At 72.0% G+C, this 15,099-nt stretch carries 11 protein-coding genes; 3 read left to right on the forward strand and 8 right to left on the reverse strand.

The genetic code is table 11. The features are described from left to right. Together ACFWY6_RS35370 and lysA are read right to left on the reverse strand one after the other, a co-directional pair. Positions 1–1,373: APC family permease (locus ACFWY6_RS35370; protein ID WP_384699446.1), on the reverse strand; the 1,373-nt coding region annotated here is incomplete at its 3' end. Positions 1,374–1,417: 44 nt separating this feature from the next. Then, a complete protein-coding gene (lysA, locus tag ACFWY6_RS35375) occupies positions 1,418–2,725 on the reverse strand; it encodes a diaminopimelate decarboxylase (RefSeq protein WP_384699449.1) in 1,308 nt (435 codons plus the stop codon). A gap of 109 nt (positions 2,726–2,834) precedes the next feature. Here lysA and ACFWY6_RS35380 point away from each other — a divergent pair, with 109 nt between their 5' ends. From ACFWY6_RS35380 to ACFWY6_RS35390, 3 genes are all read left to right on the forward strand, one after another. Beyond that, a complete protein-coding gene (locus ACFWY6_RS35380; RefSeq protein ID WP_384699452.1) occupies positions 2,835–4,070 on the forward strand; it encodes a PucR family transcriptional regulator in 1,236 nt (411 codons plus the stop codon). A gap of 68 nt (positions 4,071–4,138) precedes the next feature. Next, complete coding sequence (locus tag ACFWY6_RS35385; RefSeq protein WP_384699455.1) at positions 4,139–4,465, forward strand: cupin; 327 nt, start codon at positions 4,139–4,141, stop codon at positions 4,463–4,465. A gap of 157 nt (positions 4,466–4,622) precedes the next feature. Then, a complete protein-coding gene (locus tag ACFWY6_RS35390; RefSeq protein ID WP_384699459.1) occupies positions 4,623–5,621 on the forward strand; it encodes a mechanosensitive ion channel family protein in 999 nt (332 codons plus the stop codon). Positions 5,622–5,654: 33 nt separating this feature from the next. Here the strand turns inward: ACFWY6_RS35390 and ACFWY6_RS35395 are convergent, their stop codons facing one another. From ACFWY6_RS35395 to ACFWY6_RS35420, 6 genes are all read right to left on the reverse strand, one after another. Continuing rightward, entirely contained in the window at positions 5,655–6,587 is a 933-nt protein-coding gene (locus ACFWY6_RS35395; RefSeq protein WP_384699461.1) for a glutaminase, read from the reverse strand. 9 nt (positions 6,588–6,596) lie between these two features. Next, a complete protein-coding gene (locus tag ACFWY6_RS35400) occupies positions 6,597–10,205 on the reverse strand; it encodes an NB-ARC domain-containing protein (protein ID WP_384699474.1) in 3,609 nt (1,202 codons plus the stop codon). 136 nt (positions 10,206–10,341) lie between these two features. Next, positions 10,342–11,739: an aspartate ammonia-lyase gene (gene aspA, locus ACFWY6_RS35405; protein ID WP_384699464.1), complete on the reverse strand. Its 1,398-nt coding sequence runs from the start codon at positions 11,737–11,739 to the stop codon at positions 10,342–10,344. Between the two features lie 39 nt (positions 11,740–11,778). Next, positions 11,779–12,831, reverse strand: coding sequence for an asparaginase (locus ACFWY6_RS35410; RefSeq protein WP_384699466.1), 1,053 nt, complete (start codon positions 12,829–12,831; stop codon positions 11,779–11,781). Then, entirely contained in the window at positions 12,828–14,279 is a 1,452-nt protein-coding gene (locus ACFWY6_RS35415; protein ID WP_384699468.1) for an amino acid permease, read from the reverse strand. The genes ACFWY6_RS35410 and ACFWY6_RS35415 overlap by 4 nt, the downstream gene beginning before the upstream one ends. Continuing rightward, on the reverse strand, positions 14,276–15,010 hold the full coding sequence (locus ACFWY6_RS35420) for a FadR/GntR family transcriptional regulator (protein WP_384699471.1): 735 nt from the start codon (positions 15,008–15,010) through the stop codon (positions 14,276–14,278). Before ACFWY6_RS35420 ends, ACFWY6_RS35415 begins: the two co-directional genes overlap by 4 nt. Positions 15,011–15,099 lie beyond the last annotated feature (89 nt).

Consider the following 15,099-nt stretch of genomic DNA (forward strand, 5'->3'; position numbering starts at 1 on the left):
AGGTAGACGGCCAGGGCCAGGCACAGCCAGCCGCCGAACAACAGATAGGTGCCGAGCGGCAGTTCATGGATCAGATAGCCGCAGGCCAGGAGCGAGAGCAGCGGCACCACCGGATAGCCGGGGACCCGGAAACCGCGGTCGAGGTCCGGGGCCGTACGGCGCAGGATGAGCACGCCGAGTGACACCACCGCGAAGGCCGCCAGAGTGCCCATGCTGGTGAGGTCGGCGAGCAGGTCCAGCGGGAAGACCGCCGCGAGGACGGCGACGAAACCGCCGGTCAGGAGCGTGCTGAACACCGGTGTGCCGGTGCGCGGGCTCACCCGGCGAAACGCGGCGGGCAGCATGCCGTCACGGCCCATCGTGTACAGGATGCGGCTCTGTCCGTAGAGCACGACCAGCGTGACGCTGACGATGGAAAGGACCGCCCCCGCGGAGAGCAGCACGGCGGGCCAGCCGGCTCCGGTGACCGAGGCGAGGATGGCGGAGAGCCCGGCCTGCTGCCCCTCGAACGCCGTCCAGGGCTGCGCGCCCACACCCACCACGGCCACCAGGATGTACGTGAGGGTGACCACGACCAGGGCGGCGACTATGGCCAGCGGCAGGGTGCGTCGGGGGTTGCGGACCTCCTCGCCGGCTGTGGAGACCGCGTCCAGGCCGATGAAGGCGAAGAACACGGTGGCCGATGCCGTGCCGATGCCCGCCACGCCCAGGGGAGCGAACGGCTGGAAGTGGCCGGCGTCGAAGCCGGTGATCCCCACCACCACGAACAGGGCGAGCACCGCGAGCTTGACCAGCACCATCACGGTGTTGAACACCGCCGACTCCTTGGCGCCGCGCACAAGCAGCAGGCAGCACAGGCCCACCAGGACCACCCCGGGCAGGTTGATCAGTCCGCCCGCGCCCGGTGGCGCCGATATCGCCTCGGGCATCCGGAACCCGAAGAGGCGCTCGGTGAAGTCGTTGAGGTACTGCCCCCAGCTCACCGCGATCGCGGCGCCCGAGACGGCGTACTCGAGGAGCAGGCACCAGCCCACCGCCCAGGCCGCGAACTCGCCGAGCGTGGCGTACGCGTAGGAGTAGGAGGAGCCGGACACCGGTACCGCCGATGCCAGTTCGGCATAGCAGAGCGCGGTGAGCGCCGCCGCGGCCGCCGCGAGGACGAACGACACCACGACGGCAGGTCCCGCCTCCGGCACCGCGCTGCCGAGGAGGAAGAAGATCCCGGTGCCGATGGTGGCGCCGACGCCGATCATCGTGAGCTGGAAGGGACCGATGGTGCGGCGAAGCCCGCCGACCCCGTCCGACTCCGTGGTGAAGGTGTGCAACGGCTTGCGCCTCAGCGCTTGTTGACGCAGCGTCGGCCGAACGGGCATCGAGGCTCCTACGGGGAAGAGGGACAACAGGGAGAGGGCGGAGCTCAGGGAATGTCGCGGCGCAGCAGGTCGTCGTACGTCTCGCGGCGCACCACGGCGCGCGCGTCGCCGTCGGCGCAGAAGACGACCGGCGGCCGCAGCGCGCCGTTGTAGTTGTTGCTGAGCGAGAAGCAGTACGCGCCGGTGGCCGGCACCGCGATCACGTCCCCGGGCCGGGGGTCGCGCAGCCGCACGCCCGTGCTGAGGCTGTCGCCGGACTCGCAGTGCCTGCCCACCAGATCGCAGGGGTCGCCGCCGCCCACGCGAGTGGCGACGGTGGCCTCGAAACGCTGTCCGTACAGGGCGACTTCCAGGTTGTCGCCCATCCCGCCGTCCACGGCGACGAACGTCGGCTCGCCGTCCTTGACGGTGACCACGCGGTAGAGGGTCACCCCGGCCTCGGCCACCATGGACCGGCCGGGCTCGATCACGAGCTGCGCGTCGGCGGGCAGCACGCGGCGCGCGGCACCCACCAGCGCGTCGAGGTACTCCTCCACGCTGGGCGGGTGATCGTCGTAGGTGTAGCGCGCGCCCAGGCCGCCGCCGAGGTCGTAGACGGCGAAGGCGCCGAGATCCGCCACGGCCTCCACCGCCCGGGCGAACGGATCGGTGTCGAGGATCTGGGACCCGATGTGGACGTGTACGCCGTCAAGGCGCAGCCGGTCGCTTCCGCGCAGCCGGGCGATCGCCTTGCGGGCCTGCGGCAGCGTCAGGCCGAACTTCGATCCCTCCTGTCCGGTGGCGACCGCCGCGTGGGTGTCGGGACGGATGCCGGGGGTGACCCGGACGAGAACGGGCTGCTCGGCGGAGCCGGGGACGATGCGCTCCAGGCGGTCGATGTCGTCGAAGTTGTCGATGACGACAAGGCCCGCCCCCGCCTCCACCGCCATCCGCAGCTCGGCGTCCGTCTTGGCGTTCCCGTGCACCACCAGCGAAGCCGGGTCGACCCCGCCCGCCAGGGCCAGCGTCAGCTCACCGCCGCTCGCGACATCGATGCTCAGCCCCTCGTCGGCGAGCAGCCGGTACACGGCGGTGCACGGAAACGCCTTGGACGCGAATGCCACCCGCGCATGGGACCACCGTGCGGCGAGCCCACGCGCGTACCGCCGTGCGCGGTCGCGCAGTGCCGCCTCGTCGACGATCAGCGCGGGCGTGCCGAAGCGCTCCGCCAGGTCGGTCGCCCGGCAGCCGCCGATCACCAGGCCGCCGTCATCGGCGAGCGCCGTCCCCGGCGGGAACAGCCCGAGGAGCGCCGCCGCCGAGGCTTCCGGCGACGGGTGCGGCTGGGTGGTCGGCGCGACCGGGATGGCCATGGTCTTCCTCCGTACATGCGCTGCGGTCTCCCCGAGCCGGGGACCGGTCGCACCATGCTGGAGCCCGCCCCGCTCCAGCCGCCTTGTCGCGATCGCCTAGGATCCGGCCATGGAATGGTCGGGATCGCCAATCAGTGAAGGCGGTGACGCGAGCGGCGAGGAGCTGTTCGCGCTCGCCGACGCCATCGCGGCGGTCATCGGCGGATCGGTGGCCATCGAGGACCTGGACACCCGGGTGCTCGCCCACTCCACACTGCCGGGCCAGCGCATCGACGAGCTGCGCCGCCAGGGCATCCTCGGCCGCCAGGTCCCCGACCAGCCGGCCGCTCAGACCGCCCGGCAGCAGCGCCAGTACCGGGACGTCCTTGCCGCCCCCGGTGTCCTCGCGCTGCCGGGCCTCGCCGACGGCGAACTGCCGCGCGCCGCCGTCGCCATCCGCGCCGGAGACCTTCCCCTCGGCACGATCTGGGCGATCGTGGACCAGGCGCCCCTCGACGACGCCGGGCAACGGGCCCTGCTGGAGGGGGCCGGGACCGCGGCCCTGCACCTGCTGCGCCGCCGGAGCGCCGCCGCCCTGGAACTGCACGCCCGCGACCAGACCTTGCGCGCCGCGCTCGACGGCACCGCGCCGGTGCGGGAGACGGCTCAGCGCCTCGGCCTGCCGACAGGCACGCAGGTCACCGTGCTCGCCTTCGCCCCGCTGCCTCCCGCCACGGAGGCGGGGACGCTCCTCGCACGCCTGGGCGCCGACCTCGGCAGGCACTTCTCGGCAGTACGTCCCGAGGCCGCGGTCTCCACCGGCCCTCGCTCCGTGTACGTCCTGCTGCCCGCCGACGACCTGGAAGCGGCCCGGCGGCAGGCCGCCCGGGCGCTCGCCGCCGTCTCCCGCCCGCGCACCCGGCCGCCGCGCGCCGCCGTCAGCCGGCTCACCACGGACCTGACGGAACTGTCCGAGCTGCGCGCCGAGGCCGACGACGTCCTCCGGGTCACCACCGGCGACCCCGAGCGCCCCGACGTAGCCGCGCTGACCGACGTACACGCCCAGGTGCTCATCGCCCACCTCGCGGACGCGCTGGACCACCGGCCGCGACTGCGCCACCCCGGCGTCGAGGCGCTGCTCGACCACGACCGCACCCATCACACGCGGTACGCCGCCTCGGTGACGGCCTGGCTGGACGCCGTCGGGAACGTCGGCGATGCGGCGCGCCGGCTCAACATCCACCCGAACACCCTCAAGTACCGGCTGCGGCGCGTACGGGAAGTCTTCGGCCTCGACCTCGATGCCCCCGACGACCGGCTTGCCTGCTGGCTGCAGCTGCGGATCGGGTCGCGGCACTGCTCCTGACGTACGTCCGCGACCCGTTCGGACCCGATGGATCGCGGGCCCACGGCCCGCGCGACAGGCTGGGTCGCATGACCACGACGTACGACCTGCAACTCCTTGCCGACGAGCACCTGGCGCGGGCCGAGGGCTCCGCGCACGGGCGCAGCGCCCATCTGCTGCTGAGCGAGCCTCCGCTGCGGCAGAGCGTGATCGCCCTGACGGCGGGCAATGCCCTCGACGAGCACAGCAGGCCCGTCGCCGCGACCCTGCAGGTGCTGCGCGGCACGGTGCGGCTGACGGCCGCCGCCGGGGACGTCACGCTCGTCGCGGGGCAGCTCCTGCCGATCCCGCCGGACCGCCACGGCCTGACCGCGGTCACGGACGCCGTGGTGCTCCTGACGGCCGTCACGGCCTGAGCCGCGCGCCGCACGGGCGGGGCCCGCAACGGCCGGGCGCCCGCACCTCGTTCACCTCGCTCACACGTGCCCGCCACATCTTTTGACCGGCGTCAAGAACCGGAACTACGTTCGGCGCGCCGATCAGCACACGCACCTAGCGAGTGGAGCATTTCCCGTGTCACCCACCGACGCGTCCGCGTCGCCTCTCCTGACCCACAGCGCCGCCCCGGACTGGATCGAGGACAATCTCGGCGCCGTGATAGGCATCCCGCTGCGCATCCTCGTCATCGTCGTGGCCGCGATGCTCGTGCGCGCGCTGGCCGAGCGAGCCATCACCCGCGTCGTGGAACGCATCCTGCAGCCCGCCGAAGGGGAGAACGGACGGAGCCGCTCGACCCGCGGCCCGGCCGTCCTGCAGCGTGACCCGTCCCGGGCCGACGAGCGGCGCGAGCAGCGGGCCCGCACCATCGGCTCGGTGCTCAGCAGCATCGTGACCGTCGTCATCGCCGTGATGGGCCTGGCCATGATCCTCGATCAGATCGGCATCGCGCTCGGCCCGCTGCTCGCCAGCGCGGGCGTGGTGGGCCTGGCGATCGGCTTCGGCGCGCAGAGCCTGGTCGCGGACTATCTGTCCGGGATGCTCATCATGCTCGAGGACCAGTACGGCGTGGGCGACTCCGTCGACCTCGGGGAAGCCGTCGGCGAGGTCGAGCACGTGGGCCTGCGCCTCACCCAGGTCCGGGACATCAACGGCGGCCTGTGGCACATCCGCAACGGCGAGATCCTGCGGGTGCGCAACGACAGCCAGGACTGGGCCCGCGCGGTCCTCGACGTCTCCGTGGCCTACGACACCAACCTGGAGACCCTGTTCGGCGTCCTGGAGGAGACCGGCCACGCGCTGCGCGAGGACCCGCAGTTCGAGAAGGTGCTCCTGGAGGACCCCGAGGTCTGGGGCGTGCAGTCGCTGGACGTCGACGCCATCGTCGTACGCCTCGTCGTCAAGACCGCCCCGCTCAAGCAGTGGTCCGTCACGCGTGAACTGCGCCGCCGCGTGAAGGAATCCCTCGACGCCGCGGGCATCGAGCATCCCTTCCCGCAGCGCACCGTCTGGATGCGTACGGAGGAAGCCGGCAAGGCGCCGAACGCCGCAGCCCCGGCGTCGGTGGGCCGCTGACCCACGGGCGGGCTGCTGACCCACGGGTGGGCCTCAGAACACCGACAACCCGGTCAGCGTCGTGAACCGGTCCAGCGCGGCAACCCCCGCCACGGAGTTGCCGCGCCGGTCGAGGCCCGGACTCCACACGCACAGCGTGCAGCGGCCGGGGACGACGGCGATGATGCCGCCGCCCACGCCGCTCTTGCCGGGCAGGCCGACCCGGTAGGCGAAGTCGCCCGCCGCGTCGTACGTCCCGCAGGTGAGCATGATCGCGTTGACCTGTTTCGCCTGGCTGCGGGTGAGCAGGCGCGAGCCGTCGGCGCGGATGCCGTGGCGGGCGAGGAAGCCGGTGGCGAGGGCGAGGTCGGCGCAGGAGGCCTCGATGGAGCACTGGCGGAAATACTGGTCGAGCAGCACGGGCACCGGGTTGTCGATGTTCCCGTACGACGCCATGAAGTGGCCGAGGGCGGCGTTGCGGTCGCCGTGGGCGGACTCGGATGCGGCGACATCATGGTTGATGGCGAGCCGCTCGTTCCCGCTCTCGGCGCGCAGAAAGCGCAGAAGGGCGCCCGCCGCGTCGCCGGTCTGGGTCTGCAGCCGATCGGTGACGACGAGCGCGCCCGCGTTGATGAACGGATTGCGCGGGATGCCGTTCTCGTACTCCAACTGGACCAGCGAGTTGAAGGGGTTGCCCGAGGGCTCGCGCCCGACGTGCTCCCACAGCGCGTCACCCTCGCGCGCCAGGTCGAGCGCGAGGGTGAAGACCTTGGTGATGGACTGCGTGGAGAACGGCTCCCGCCAGTCGCCCACCCCGTACACCGTCCCGTCCGGCTCGGCGACGGCCATGCCGAAGCGGTCAGGGTCGCAGGCCGCGAGCGCCGGGATGTAACCGGCGGGGCGGCCGCGCCCCGGGGTCTCCTCGATCTCGGCCGCGATGCGGTCGAGGACGGGCTGGAAGGTCAGGGGCGAGGTCATGATCGCCATTGTGCGTGATCAACCCGCGGGGCCGGGAGCGGGAGTCGTGCCGCGAGGGTGGAACCGGTAGCCGTACAGACCGCGCGAGCCGCAGGCGATCAGGTCGTGCCCGTCGCCCGTCCAGGCACAGGCGAGCAGCGGGGCCTCCGTCCGCATGAGGGTCAGTGCCCCGCTCGTCGCGCGGTCCCAGATGTGCAGCGTCCGCGAGCCGGTCACGACGGCGACGCGGTGTCCGTCCGGGGTGATCGACAGTGCTGTGACCCGGCCGGTGTGCCCGGTGAGGACGGCCGTGCAGACGCCGGAGTTCCGGTCCCAGATCCGTGTGCTCCCGTCCTCTGCGCCGGTGGCGAGCCAGGTGCCGTCAGAGGCGACGGCGATGGCCGTCACCGGGGCGGTGTGGCCGGCCAGGGTGGTCGCGCGCCGGGTGGCCACGTTCCACAGCTTGACCTTCTTGTCCTCGCCGCCGGTCGCGACCCAGGAGCCGTCGGGCGCCATGGTCGCGACGGTCACCCGGCCGGTGTGGCCGGGTCGGGTCCGTGCCGCCTCGGATTCCTCCGCGGGGTCCCAGAACGTCACGGCGCCGTCCATGTCGCCCACGACGAGCTGGGATCGGTTCGGGGCGATCGCCAGGGCGGTGATGGTGACCCCGAAGCGTGGGAAGGTCTGCTGCTCGAGAGTTGCCAGGTCGTAGACGTAGGCATACGAAGAGAAGTTGGGGCGAGTGGGCCGGTGGCCGTCCTGGCACTCGGCCAAGAACCTGCCGTCCGGGGACAGCGCAAGGACGGCGTGAAACCTGTACCTGCTGTTCTGTTCCCAGGAGACGACATCCCAGCCGGTCACGGATGCGGCGTGCGGGGTCCAGATCCGGAGATCGTTCGACGGGTGCAGCGTGACAAGTCGGCTGCCGTCCGGTGTGATCGCTGCCCTTCGCGCGGCGGTTCCCTGGCCTGAATCACCGCTGTCCCGCAGTCCAGTGCTCCGGCCGGGCTCGTCGGCAGACGGGGCCTCTGTGTCCCAGATCTTGATCGTCTCGTCGTCGCAGGCGGTCGCGAACCACGAGCCGTCGTGTGCGAACGTCACCCCGTTCACCTTGCCGACATGGCCCGTCACGGTGGCCAGGTGCTCACCCTCGACGTTCCAGAGCTTCGCCGTCTGGTCGAGCTCGGCTGTGACGAGGCGGGTTCCGTCGTTGCTGGAGGCGATCGCCAAGGGGCGGCTGTCGTCGATGTGCCGCACTTGCGAGGGGGCGACGTAAGGCGCGTCGAACGGGTGCGGCAGGAGGTCCACTCCCCATCTGGTGACCATGGCGAGACCGTCCCCACCCGACACCACCGCGACCGGACCTCCGCCATCGGTCATGCCGATGGCGGAGATGTGGCGCCCGGTGGCTGTGTTCCACCGTTGCAGCGGCTCGTCCTCGCTGCAGGTCACCAACTGCGTTCCGTCCGGGTGGAAGGCGACGCCCGTCACCGTCCGGGTGTGGTGCGCAAGCGTGGCCGCACACGTGAACGCGACCGGATCCCACAGCTTGCCCGTGTGGTCGGCGCTCGCGGTGACAAGGAGTGTTCCGTCCGGGGAGATGGCCACGGCCGTCACAGCGCCCGTGTGCCCGGCGAGCGTGCCGAGGCACTTCCACGTCTCCGTGTCCCACACCTTGGCTGTATGGTCGGCGCCGCCCGTGACCAGCCACGAGCCGTCCGCCGCGACGGCAAGGGCCGTCACCACCCCCGCATGGGCCGCCACTGTCTCCACGCACGCCAATGTCTCGGTGTCCCACACCTTGAACGTGCCATTGGCGCAGCCGCCGACGAGCCAGGTCCCGTCCGGGCCGATGGCCACGGCACGGACGGGGCTGGAGTGGATGAGAGAGCTGCGCAACGCGGGATCGAAGAGGTCGGGCGGGTCCCACCGGTCGACGAGGGACGGGGTGGTGCGGTCCCGCTGCCGGGCGGCGACCTGGTCACGCCAGGCGGGCAGCGGCCCGAGCCGGCTGTAGAGCACGTCCGCCAGCGCGTGCTGGGGGTCGGCGGGCATCAGCAGGTGCGCCGCGCTCGACAGATCGCGGGCGCGGGACTGGGCGTCGGGGGAGGGGAGTTGGGCCAGGTCGCTCCGCGCCGCGGAGGCGCCGCGCTGGTGCAGGCGGGTCTCGATCCACCGCAGATCGCCGGCGACCGCTTCGGCGGTGTGCGTTCGGCCTGCCGCGATCAAGTGGCTGATCAGATGGTCGAGCGCGTATCCGTGCGGTGTGTCCCACCACGCCACTTCGGGGCTCGGCGAGCCCGGGGCGAGCGGGGCGGCGGCCGGCAGACCGAGGGCCGCCGCGTCCACCAACCGGACGTTCACCGCGGCCAGTTCGGCGCGCCCGAGTTGCCGCCGGAGATAGTCGCGGATCACGTCGTGCAGGGTCAGAAAGCCCCCGCCGTCGGGATGGAGGGTGAGCAGGGACAGGTTCGCAAGGGTGCGGATCAGCTCGCGGGCCTGGCTCTCGCCGCGGCCGCCTGTCCTGTGCCACAGGCGTGCCACCAGCGGGACCGGGATGGCCTCGTCCTCGGCGAAGACGCCAAGTTCGGCGAAGCGGAGGGCGCCGCCCGCCGGCAGCAGGCGGGTGGCGGACTCCACGGTCGCCTGAACGGCCTTGCGCCGCTGCCGCGGGTCGTCGAGTTCCAGCGGCACTGACGGGTCGACGCCCACCGGGCCGTGGGCGCGCAGGCGGTCGAGCACGTCCCGTGTCGCGGCGGCCGGATCCGCGCCGGTCGCGACGTCCGCGGCGATGAGGCGGTTGGCCAGGCGCAAGAGCAGCGGCCAGCGGCCCGTCACCGCAAGGATCTGCTCGACGGTGGGCCGCGGCAGGGGCGGCAGGTCCCAGGTCAGTACCTCGCGGGCCTGCTCACGCGACATGGCGTCGACACGCACATGGGATGCCCCGGTGGGCAGGATCTTGGGGATGCGGGTGGTGACGAGACGGACGCAGCTGCGGCCGCCGCGCAGAAACGGCTCGAGCTGCTCGCGCTCCCACACGTCGTCCAACACCAGCAAGGTGCGCCCGCGTTGGTCCAGGAGCCGGCCGAGATGGGCGCCGGCGAGGGCCGGATCGTCGAAGGTCGTGGTGTCCCCGGTGATGAACCGGGTCGCCTCGGCGACCTTCGCGGCGAGGGCGGCCCGGCCGCGTACCTCACGCCCCACCGTCACGACGAACACCCGCCCGCGAAACCTGCGACGCACCTTCCGGTCCGCGCAGGCCACCTCGGCCAGCGTCGTCTTGCCGAAGCCCCCCGCACCTTCCAGAGCGGTCGTGATGCCGACGGTGCCGCGCTGCCGGGCGCACAAGGCGGCGATCACTTCCGTCGCCTCGGTGCGCGCCACGATCCAGGCGGGCACCGACGACGTGGCCGGTGGCGGCGGACCGGCCACCCGCGGCACCCCCGCGAGGCGCTGCAGCAACAGACTCAGCGCCACCCCGACCACGGTCAACACGCCGCTGGCCGGCCAGGGGTGCTCCCGCAGCCAGTCCAGCGGCCCCGGCCAGCTCTCCTCCGACGAGGCCTGGTTCGCCGCGAGCCCGAGCAGCGTGGCCACCGCGGCCCCGGTCGCCGCCAGGGCCCCGACCCCCGCGCCCCGCGCCGTCACAACTCCCAAGCGTCCTCACCCCCCGTGCGCGCCCTCACGGCGACGGGCGACATCGCCCGTACCCCCATGACGCCCACCGCACTTCAGGAGTTCCCAACCGCCCGCCCCGGCCGGGCCGTTGGGGCGGGCGTCCGGTTCAGCGGGCCTGGGTCCCGGCCAGTGCCTCCGGGCGCAGCAGCTCGGCCAGCCGCTCGGCCGGCAACAGGCCCTGCTCCAGGACCAGTTCGGCAACCCCGCGCCCCGAGGTCAGCGCCTCCTTCGCGATGGAGGTCGCCGCCTCGTACCCGATGTGCGGGTTCAGCGCCGTCACCAGACCGATGGAGTTCTCCACCGCCGCGCGCAGCCCCTCCGTGTTGGCCGTGATCCCGACGACGCACCGCTCGGCGAGCGTCAGGCAGGCGGTGCGCAGATGCGTGATGCTCTCGGAGAGGGAGTGCAGGATGATCGGCTCGAAGGCGTTCAGCTGGAGCTGGCCCGCCTCCGCCGCCATGGTGATCGTGACGTCGTTGCCGATCACCTCGAAGGCGACCTGGTTGACGACCTCGGGGATCACCGGGTTCACCTTGCCCGGCATGATGCTCGAACCCGCCTGCACCGGCGGCAGGTTGATCTCGTTCAGGCCCGCGCGCGGACCGGACGACAGGAGGCGCAGGTCGTTGCAGCTCTTGGAGAGTTTGACCGCGATCCGCTTCAGTACCCCGGACATTTGGACGAACGCCCCGCAGTCCTGCGTGGCTTCGACCAGGTTCGCGGCGGTGACCAGGGGGAGGCCGGTGATCTCGGCCAGGTGCCGGCGCGCGGACTCGGCGTATCCGGCGGGTGCGTTGAGGCCGGTGCCGATCGCCGTCGCGCCCAGGTTGATCTCGTGGATCAGTTCGACCGCCTCGGCGAGCCGGCTGCGGTCCTCGTCGAGCATCACCGCGTACGCCGAGAACTCCTGGCCCAGCGTCATCGGCACCGCGTCCTGCAGCTGCGTACGCCCCATCTTCAGGACGTCACGGAACTCGATCGCCTTCGCCGCGAAGGCGTCCTGCAGCACGGCCATGGCCTTGAGGAGGCCGCGCACCGCGAAGACCGTGCCGATCTTGACGGCCGTCGGGTAGACGTCGTTGGTGGACTGGCCGAGGTTGACGTCCTCGTTCGGGTGCAGGAAGGCGTACTCGCCCTTGGCGTGGCCGAGCAGCTCCAACGCCCGGTTCGCGACGACCTCGTTGGCGTTCATGTTGGTCGAGGTCCCGGCCCCGCCCTGGATGACGTCCACGACGAACTGGTCGTGCAGCTTGCCGTCGCGGATCTCCCGGCAGGCCTCGACGATGGCGGCCGCCTTGGCCGGTTCGAGCAGGCCGAGCTCCTCGTTGGCGCGGGCGGCGGCCTCCTTGACGGCGGCCAGCGCATCGATCAGATGCGGATACGCGGAGATCGGCGTCCCCGTGATGGGGAAGTTCTCCTTGGCGCGCAGGGAGTGGACACCCCAGTACGCATCGGCGGGGACGTCGCGGTGGCCGAGCAGGTCGTGCTCGCTGCGGACGGACATGGCGGTGGTGATCTTCCTTCTGGAGGGGGTGAGTCGGGCTTACAAGGCGGGAGGGGGAGCGCACGGCGCCGTAGCCGGCTGGAGGGGGCGTGCGGGGCGGATGCTGCCGACCACCGCCCCGCCCCCGAGCAGCGGGGCTCCGGCGAACTCGGCGAGCGCGGCCGGGTCGACGCCGCAGCGCGCGAGCGCCGCCGCGGTCACCGGAACGCGCGCCCGGTCCGCGCCGTCGGCGATCTTCACGGCGACGGCCCGGCCGTCCGGCAACGCCGCGACCTGCACGCCTTCGAAGCCGTCCTTGGTCAGCAGCCCCGGCACGGCCCGCATCAGCGAGGCGACGTCGCGGCCGGAGCCCGACGCCATCTCCGCGTGCTCGCGCATCGCGTCGGCCACCCGAGCCTCGGGGGTGCCGGGCGGGGCCGTGGTGATCCGGGCGGCGGCGCGCGCGAGGCCGTGCAAGGAGACGGAGAACAGCGGCGCGCCGCAGCCGTCGACCGTCACCTGGGCGATGGCCTGCCCGGTGAGGTCCTCGACGGTCCGGGCGATCGTCTGCTGCAGCGGGTGGGAGGGGTCGAGGTAGTCGGCGAGCGACCAGCCGTGCAGCCGCGCCGCGTAGAGCATCGCCGCGTGCTTGCCCGAGCAGTTCTGCGCGAGCCTCGACGGCCGCCGTCCCGCGCGGATCCAGTCCTCGCGGACGACCGGGTCGAAGGGCAGGTCCGTGACGTTGCGCAGATCCGTGTCGGCCAGCCCGGCGAGCTCCAGGATCCGCCGGGTCCCGGCGAGATGCCGTTCCTCGCCGGAGTGGCTGGCGGCGGTCAGCGCGAGCAGGTCCCCGTCGAGCGGAAGACCGGCCCGCAGCAGCGCCACGGCCTGCACGGGCTTGAGCGCCGAGCGCGGATGGAAGGCCACCTCGATGTCACCGATCTGCAGCTCCACACGGCCGTCCGCGCCGAGCACGACGACCGAGCCGTAGTGGGTGCCTTCGATGACACTTCCGCGTACGAGGTGGGCGACGGGCGCGTGCAGCGGTTCCCGGACGGAGGGCGCCTCGGTGAGCGAACGGCCGTACGCGGAAGGTGCGCTGAGACGGCTCACGTGTCCGCCCCGGCCCTGCGCACGGCCGCCACCCTGCCCCGCACGCCGTACCAACCGGCCACCAGCGCGGCCGCGATCAGCGGCAGGCACAGCACCGTCGTGCGTCCCGCGCCCCCGTCGGCGTACATCAGGACCAGGACGGACGCCAGGAAGAAGAGGGTGACCAGCTCCGTCCAGGGGGAGCCGGGCAGCCGGTAGTCGGGGCGTTCGAGGTCGCCGTCCTGGGTCTTCCGCCAGAACTGCAGATGGCAGAGCATGATCATGCCCCAGGTGGCGAGGATGCCGAGCGCCGCGAAGTTGAGGACGATCTCGAACGCGTCGGCGGGGACCACGAAGTTGAGCCCGACGCCGAGCACACAGATGCCGCTGGTGAGCAGGATGCCGCCGTACGGGACCTGGCTGCGGCTCATGACTCCGGTGAACCGGGGCGCGGAGCCGGACATCGCCATGGAGCGCAGGATGCGGCCGGTGGAGTACAGGCCCGAGTTCAGCGACGACATGGCCGCGGTCAGCACCACGAGGTTCATCACGCCGCCCGCTGCCGGGATGCCGATGTTGGAGAGCACGGTGACGAAGGGGCTCTCGCCGGAGGTGTACTTGTTCCACGGCAGCAGCATCGACAGGAGCAGCACGGAGCCGACGTAGAAGAGACCGACGCGCCACATGATCGAGTTGATGGCCTTCGGCATGATCTTCTCGGGGTTCTCGGTCTCGCCCGCCGCGACGCCCACCAGCTCGACCGAGGCGTACGCGAAGACGACGCCCTGGATGATCAGCAGCATCGGCAGCAGGCCGCTCGGGAAGATCCCGCCGTTGTCGGCGATCAGGGACGGGCCGGGGGAGTGGCCGTCCACGGGGTGCTGGGTGACGAGCAGGAAGATCCCGATCAGCATGAAGAGCACAAGGGCGCTGACCTTGACGATCGCGAACCAGAACTCCAGCTCCCCGAAGATCTTCACGGAGATGAGGTTCACGGTGAGGACCACGGCCAGCGCGATCAGGGCGATCACCCACTGCGGGATGTCGGAGAACATGCCCCAGTAGTGGGTGTAGGTGGCGACCGCGGTGATGTCGGCGATGCCGGTGGTCGCCCAGTTCAGGAAGTACATCCAGCCCGCCGTGTACGCGCCCTTCTCGCCGAGGAATTCCCGTGCGTACGACACGAAGGCGCCGGACGAAGGCCGGTAGAGGACGAGTTCACCGAGGGCGCGGACGACCAGGAAGGCGAAGAGACCGCAGACGGCGTACGCGATGAACAGCGAAGGACCGGCGTCGGCGAGGCGGCCGCCCGCGCCGAGGAAGAGCCCCGTCCCGATGGCGCCGCCGATGGCGATCATGTTGACGTGCCGGGACTTCAGGGACTTGCTGTACCCCGCGTCGCCGGCGTCGACATGCGCGGCCGCCTTCGGTATCCGCCCGGTCTGCTCGTCGATGGACTGCTCGCTCACGCTGGGGCTCCGCCTTCCGTTGGGGCGTCCGTGGGCTCGGGGCGCACGATCGCGGTCAGGGTGGTCTCGACGCGGTCGAGGTGGTGTGCCATGGCGTCGGTGGCGTCATGCTCGCTGCCGTCGATCAGGGCCTCGACGATGGCGCGGTGCTCGCGGTTGGACTGCTCGCGGCGTCCGCCGAGTTCATTGAGGAACGCCGACTGGCGGGCCAGCGCGTCCCGGATCTCCTCGATCACGCGCCGGAAGACCGGGTTCTGGGCGGCCTGCGCGACGGCGAGGTGGAAGAGGGTGTCCATGGCCACCCAGGCGGTGGTGTCGGTCTCCCGCTCCATCCGGTCGAGGAGGTGGGCGAGATGGTCGAGGTCCTCGGGCGTCCGGCGCGCCGCGGCGTACCCCGCCACCGGGATCTCGACATGCCGACGTACCTCGAGGAGGTCGCTGGCCGCGTAGTCGCCGAAGGTGGGGTCCTCGTCCGGCCCGTTGGACACGACGAAGGTGCCCTTGCCGGTGCGGGAGACGGTGAGACCCATGGTCTGCAGGGCCCGCAGGGCCTCCCGCAGCACGGGTCGGCTGACCTCCAGGCGACGGCAGAGCTCCGCCTCGGAGGGCAGCTTGTCCCCGACGGCGTAGTCGCCGCGCTCGATGGCAGTACGCAGATGACCGAGCACCGCTTCCATGGCGCTGACGCGCCGCGGCACCGAGTCACCTGTCTGGCTGTCTGACAGGTTCACGGGGGTGATCCTGTGGGGGAACGGGAGGGGCTGTCAAGGGAGGGCCCGGGGGGTGAGACGGGGCGGGGTGGCAGGGCGAGGGGGGTGAG

The sequence above is a fragment of the Streptomyces sp. NPDC059037 genome, from assembly GCF_042740015.1.
In the GTDB taxonomy this organism is placed as follows: Bacteria; Actinomycetota; Actinomycetes; order Streptomycetales; family Streptomycetaceae; genus Streptomyces.

Excerpts from the sequence above, each read along its gene's own strand:
- ACFWY6_RS35395 (WP_384699461.1), bottom strand. The coding sequence starts at position 6,587 with ATGGCGATCATGACCTCGCCCCTGACCTTCCAGCCCGTCCTCGACCGC.
- aspA (WP_384699464.1), bottom strand. The coding sequence starts at position 11,739 with ATGTCCGTCCGCAGCGAGCACGACCTGCTCGGCCACCGCGACGTCCCC.
- lysA (WP_384699449.1), bottom strand. The coding sequence starts at position 2,725 with ATGGCCATCCCGGTCGCGCCGACCACCCAGCCGCACCCGTCGCCGGAA.
- ACFWY6_RS35380 (WP_384699452.1), top strand. The coding sequence starts at position 2,835 with ATGGAATGGTCGGGATCGCCAATCAGTGAAGGCGGTGACGCGAGCGGC.
- ACFWY6_RS35385 (WP_384699455.1), top strand. The coding sequence starts at position 4,139 with ATGACCACGACGTACGACCTGCAACTCCTTGCCGACGAGCACCTGGCG.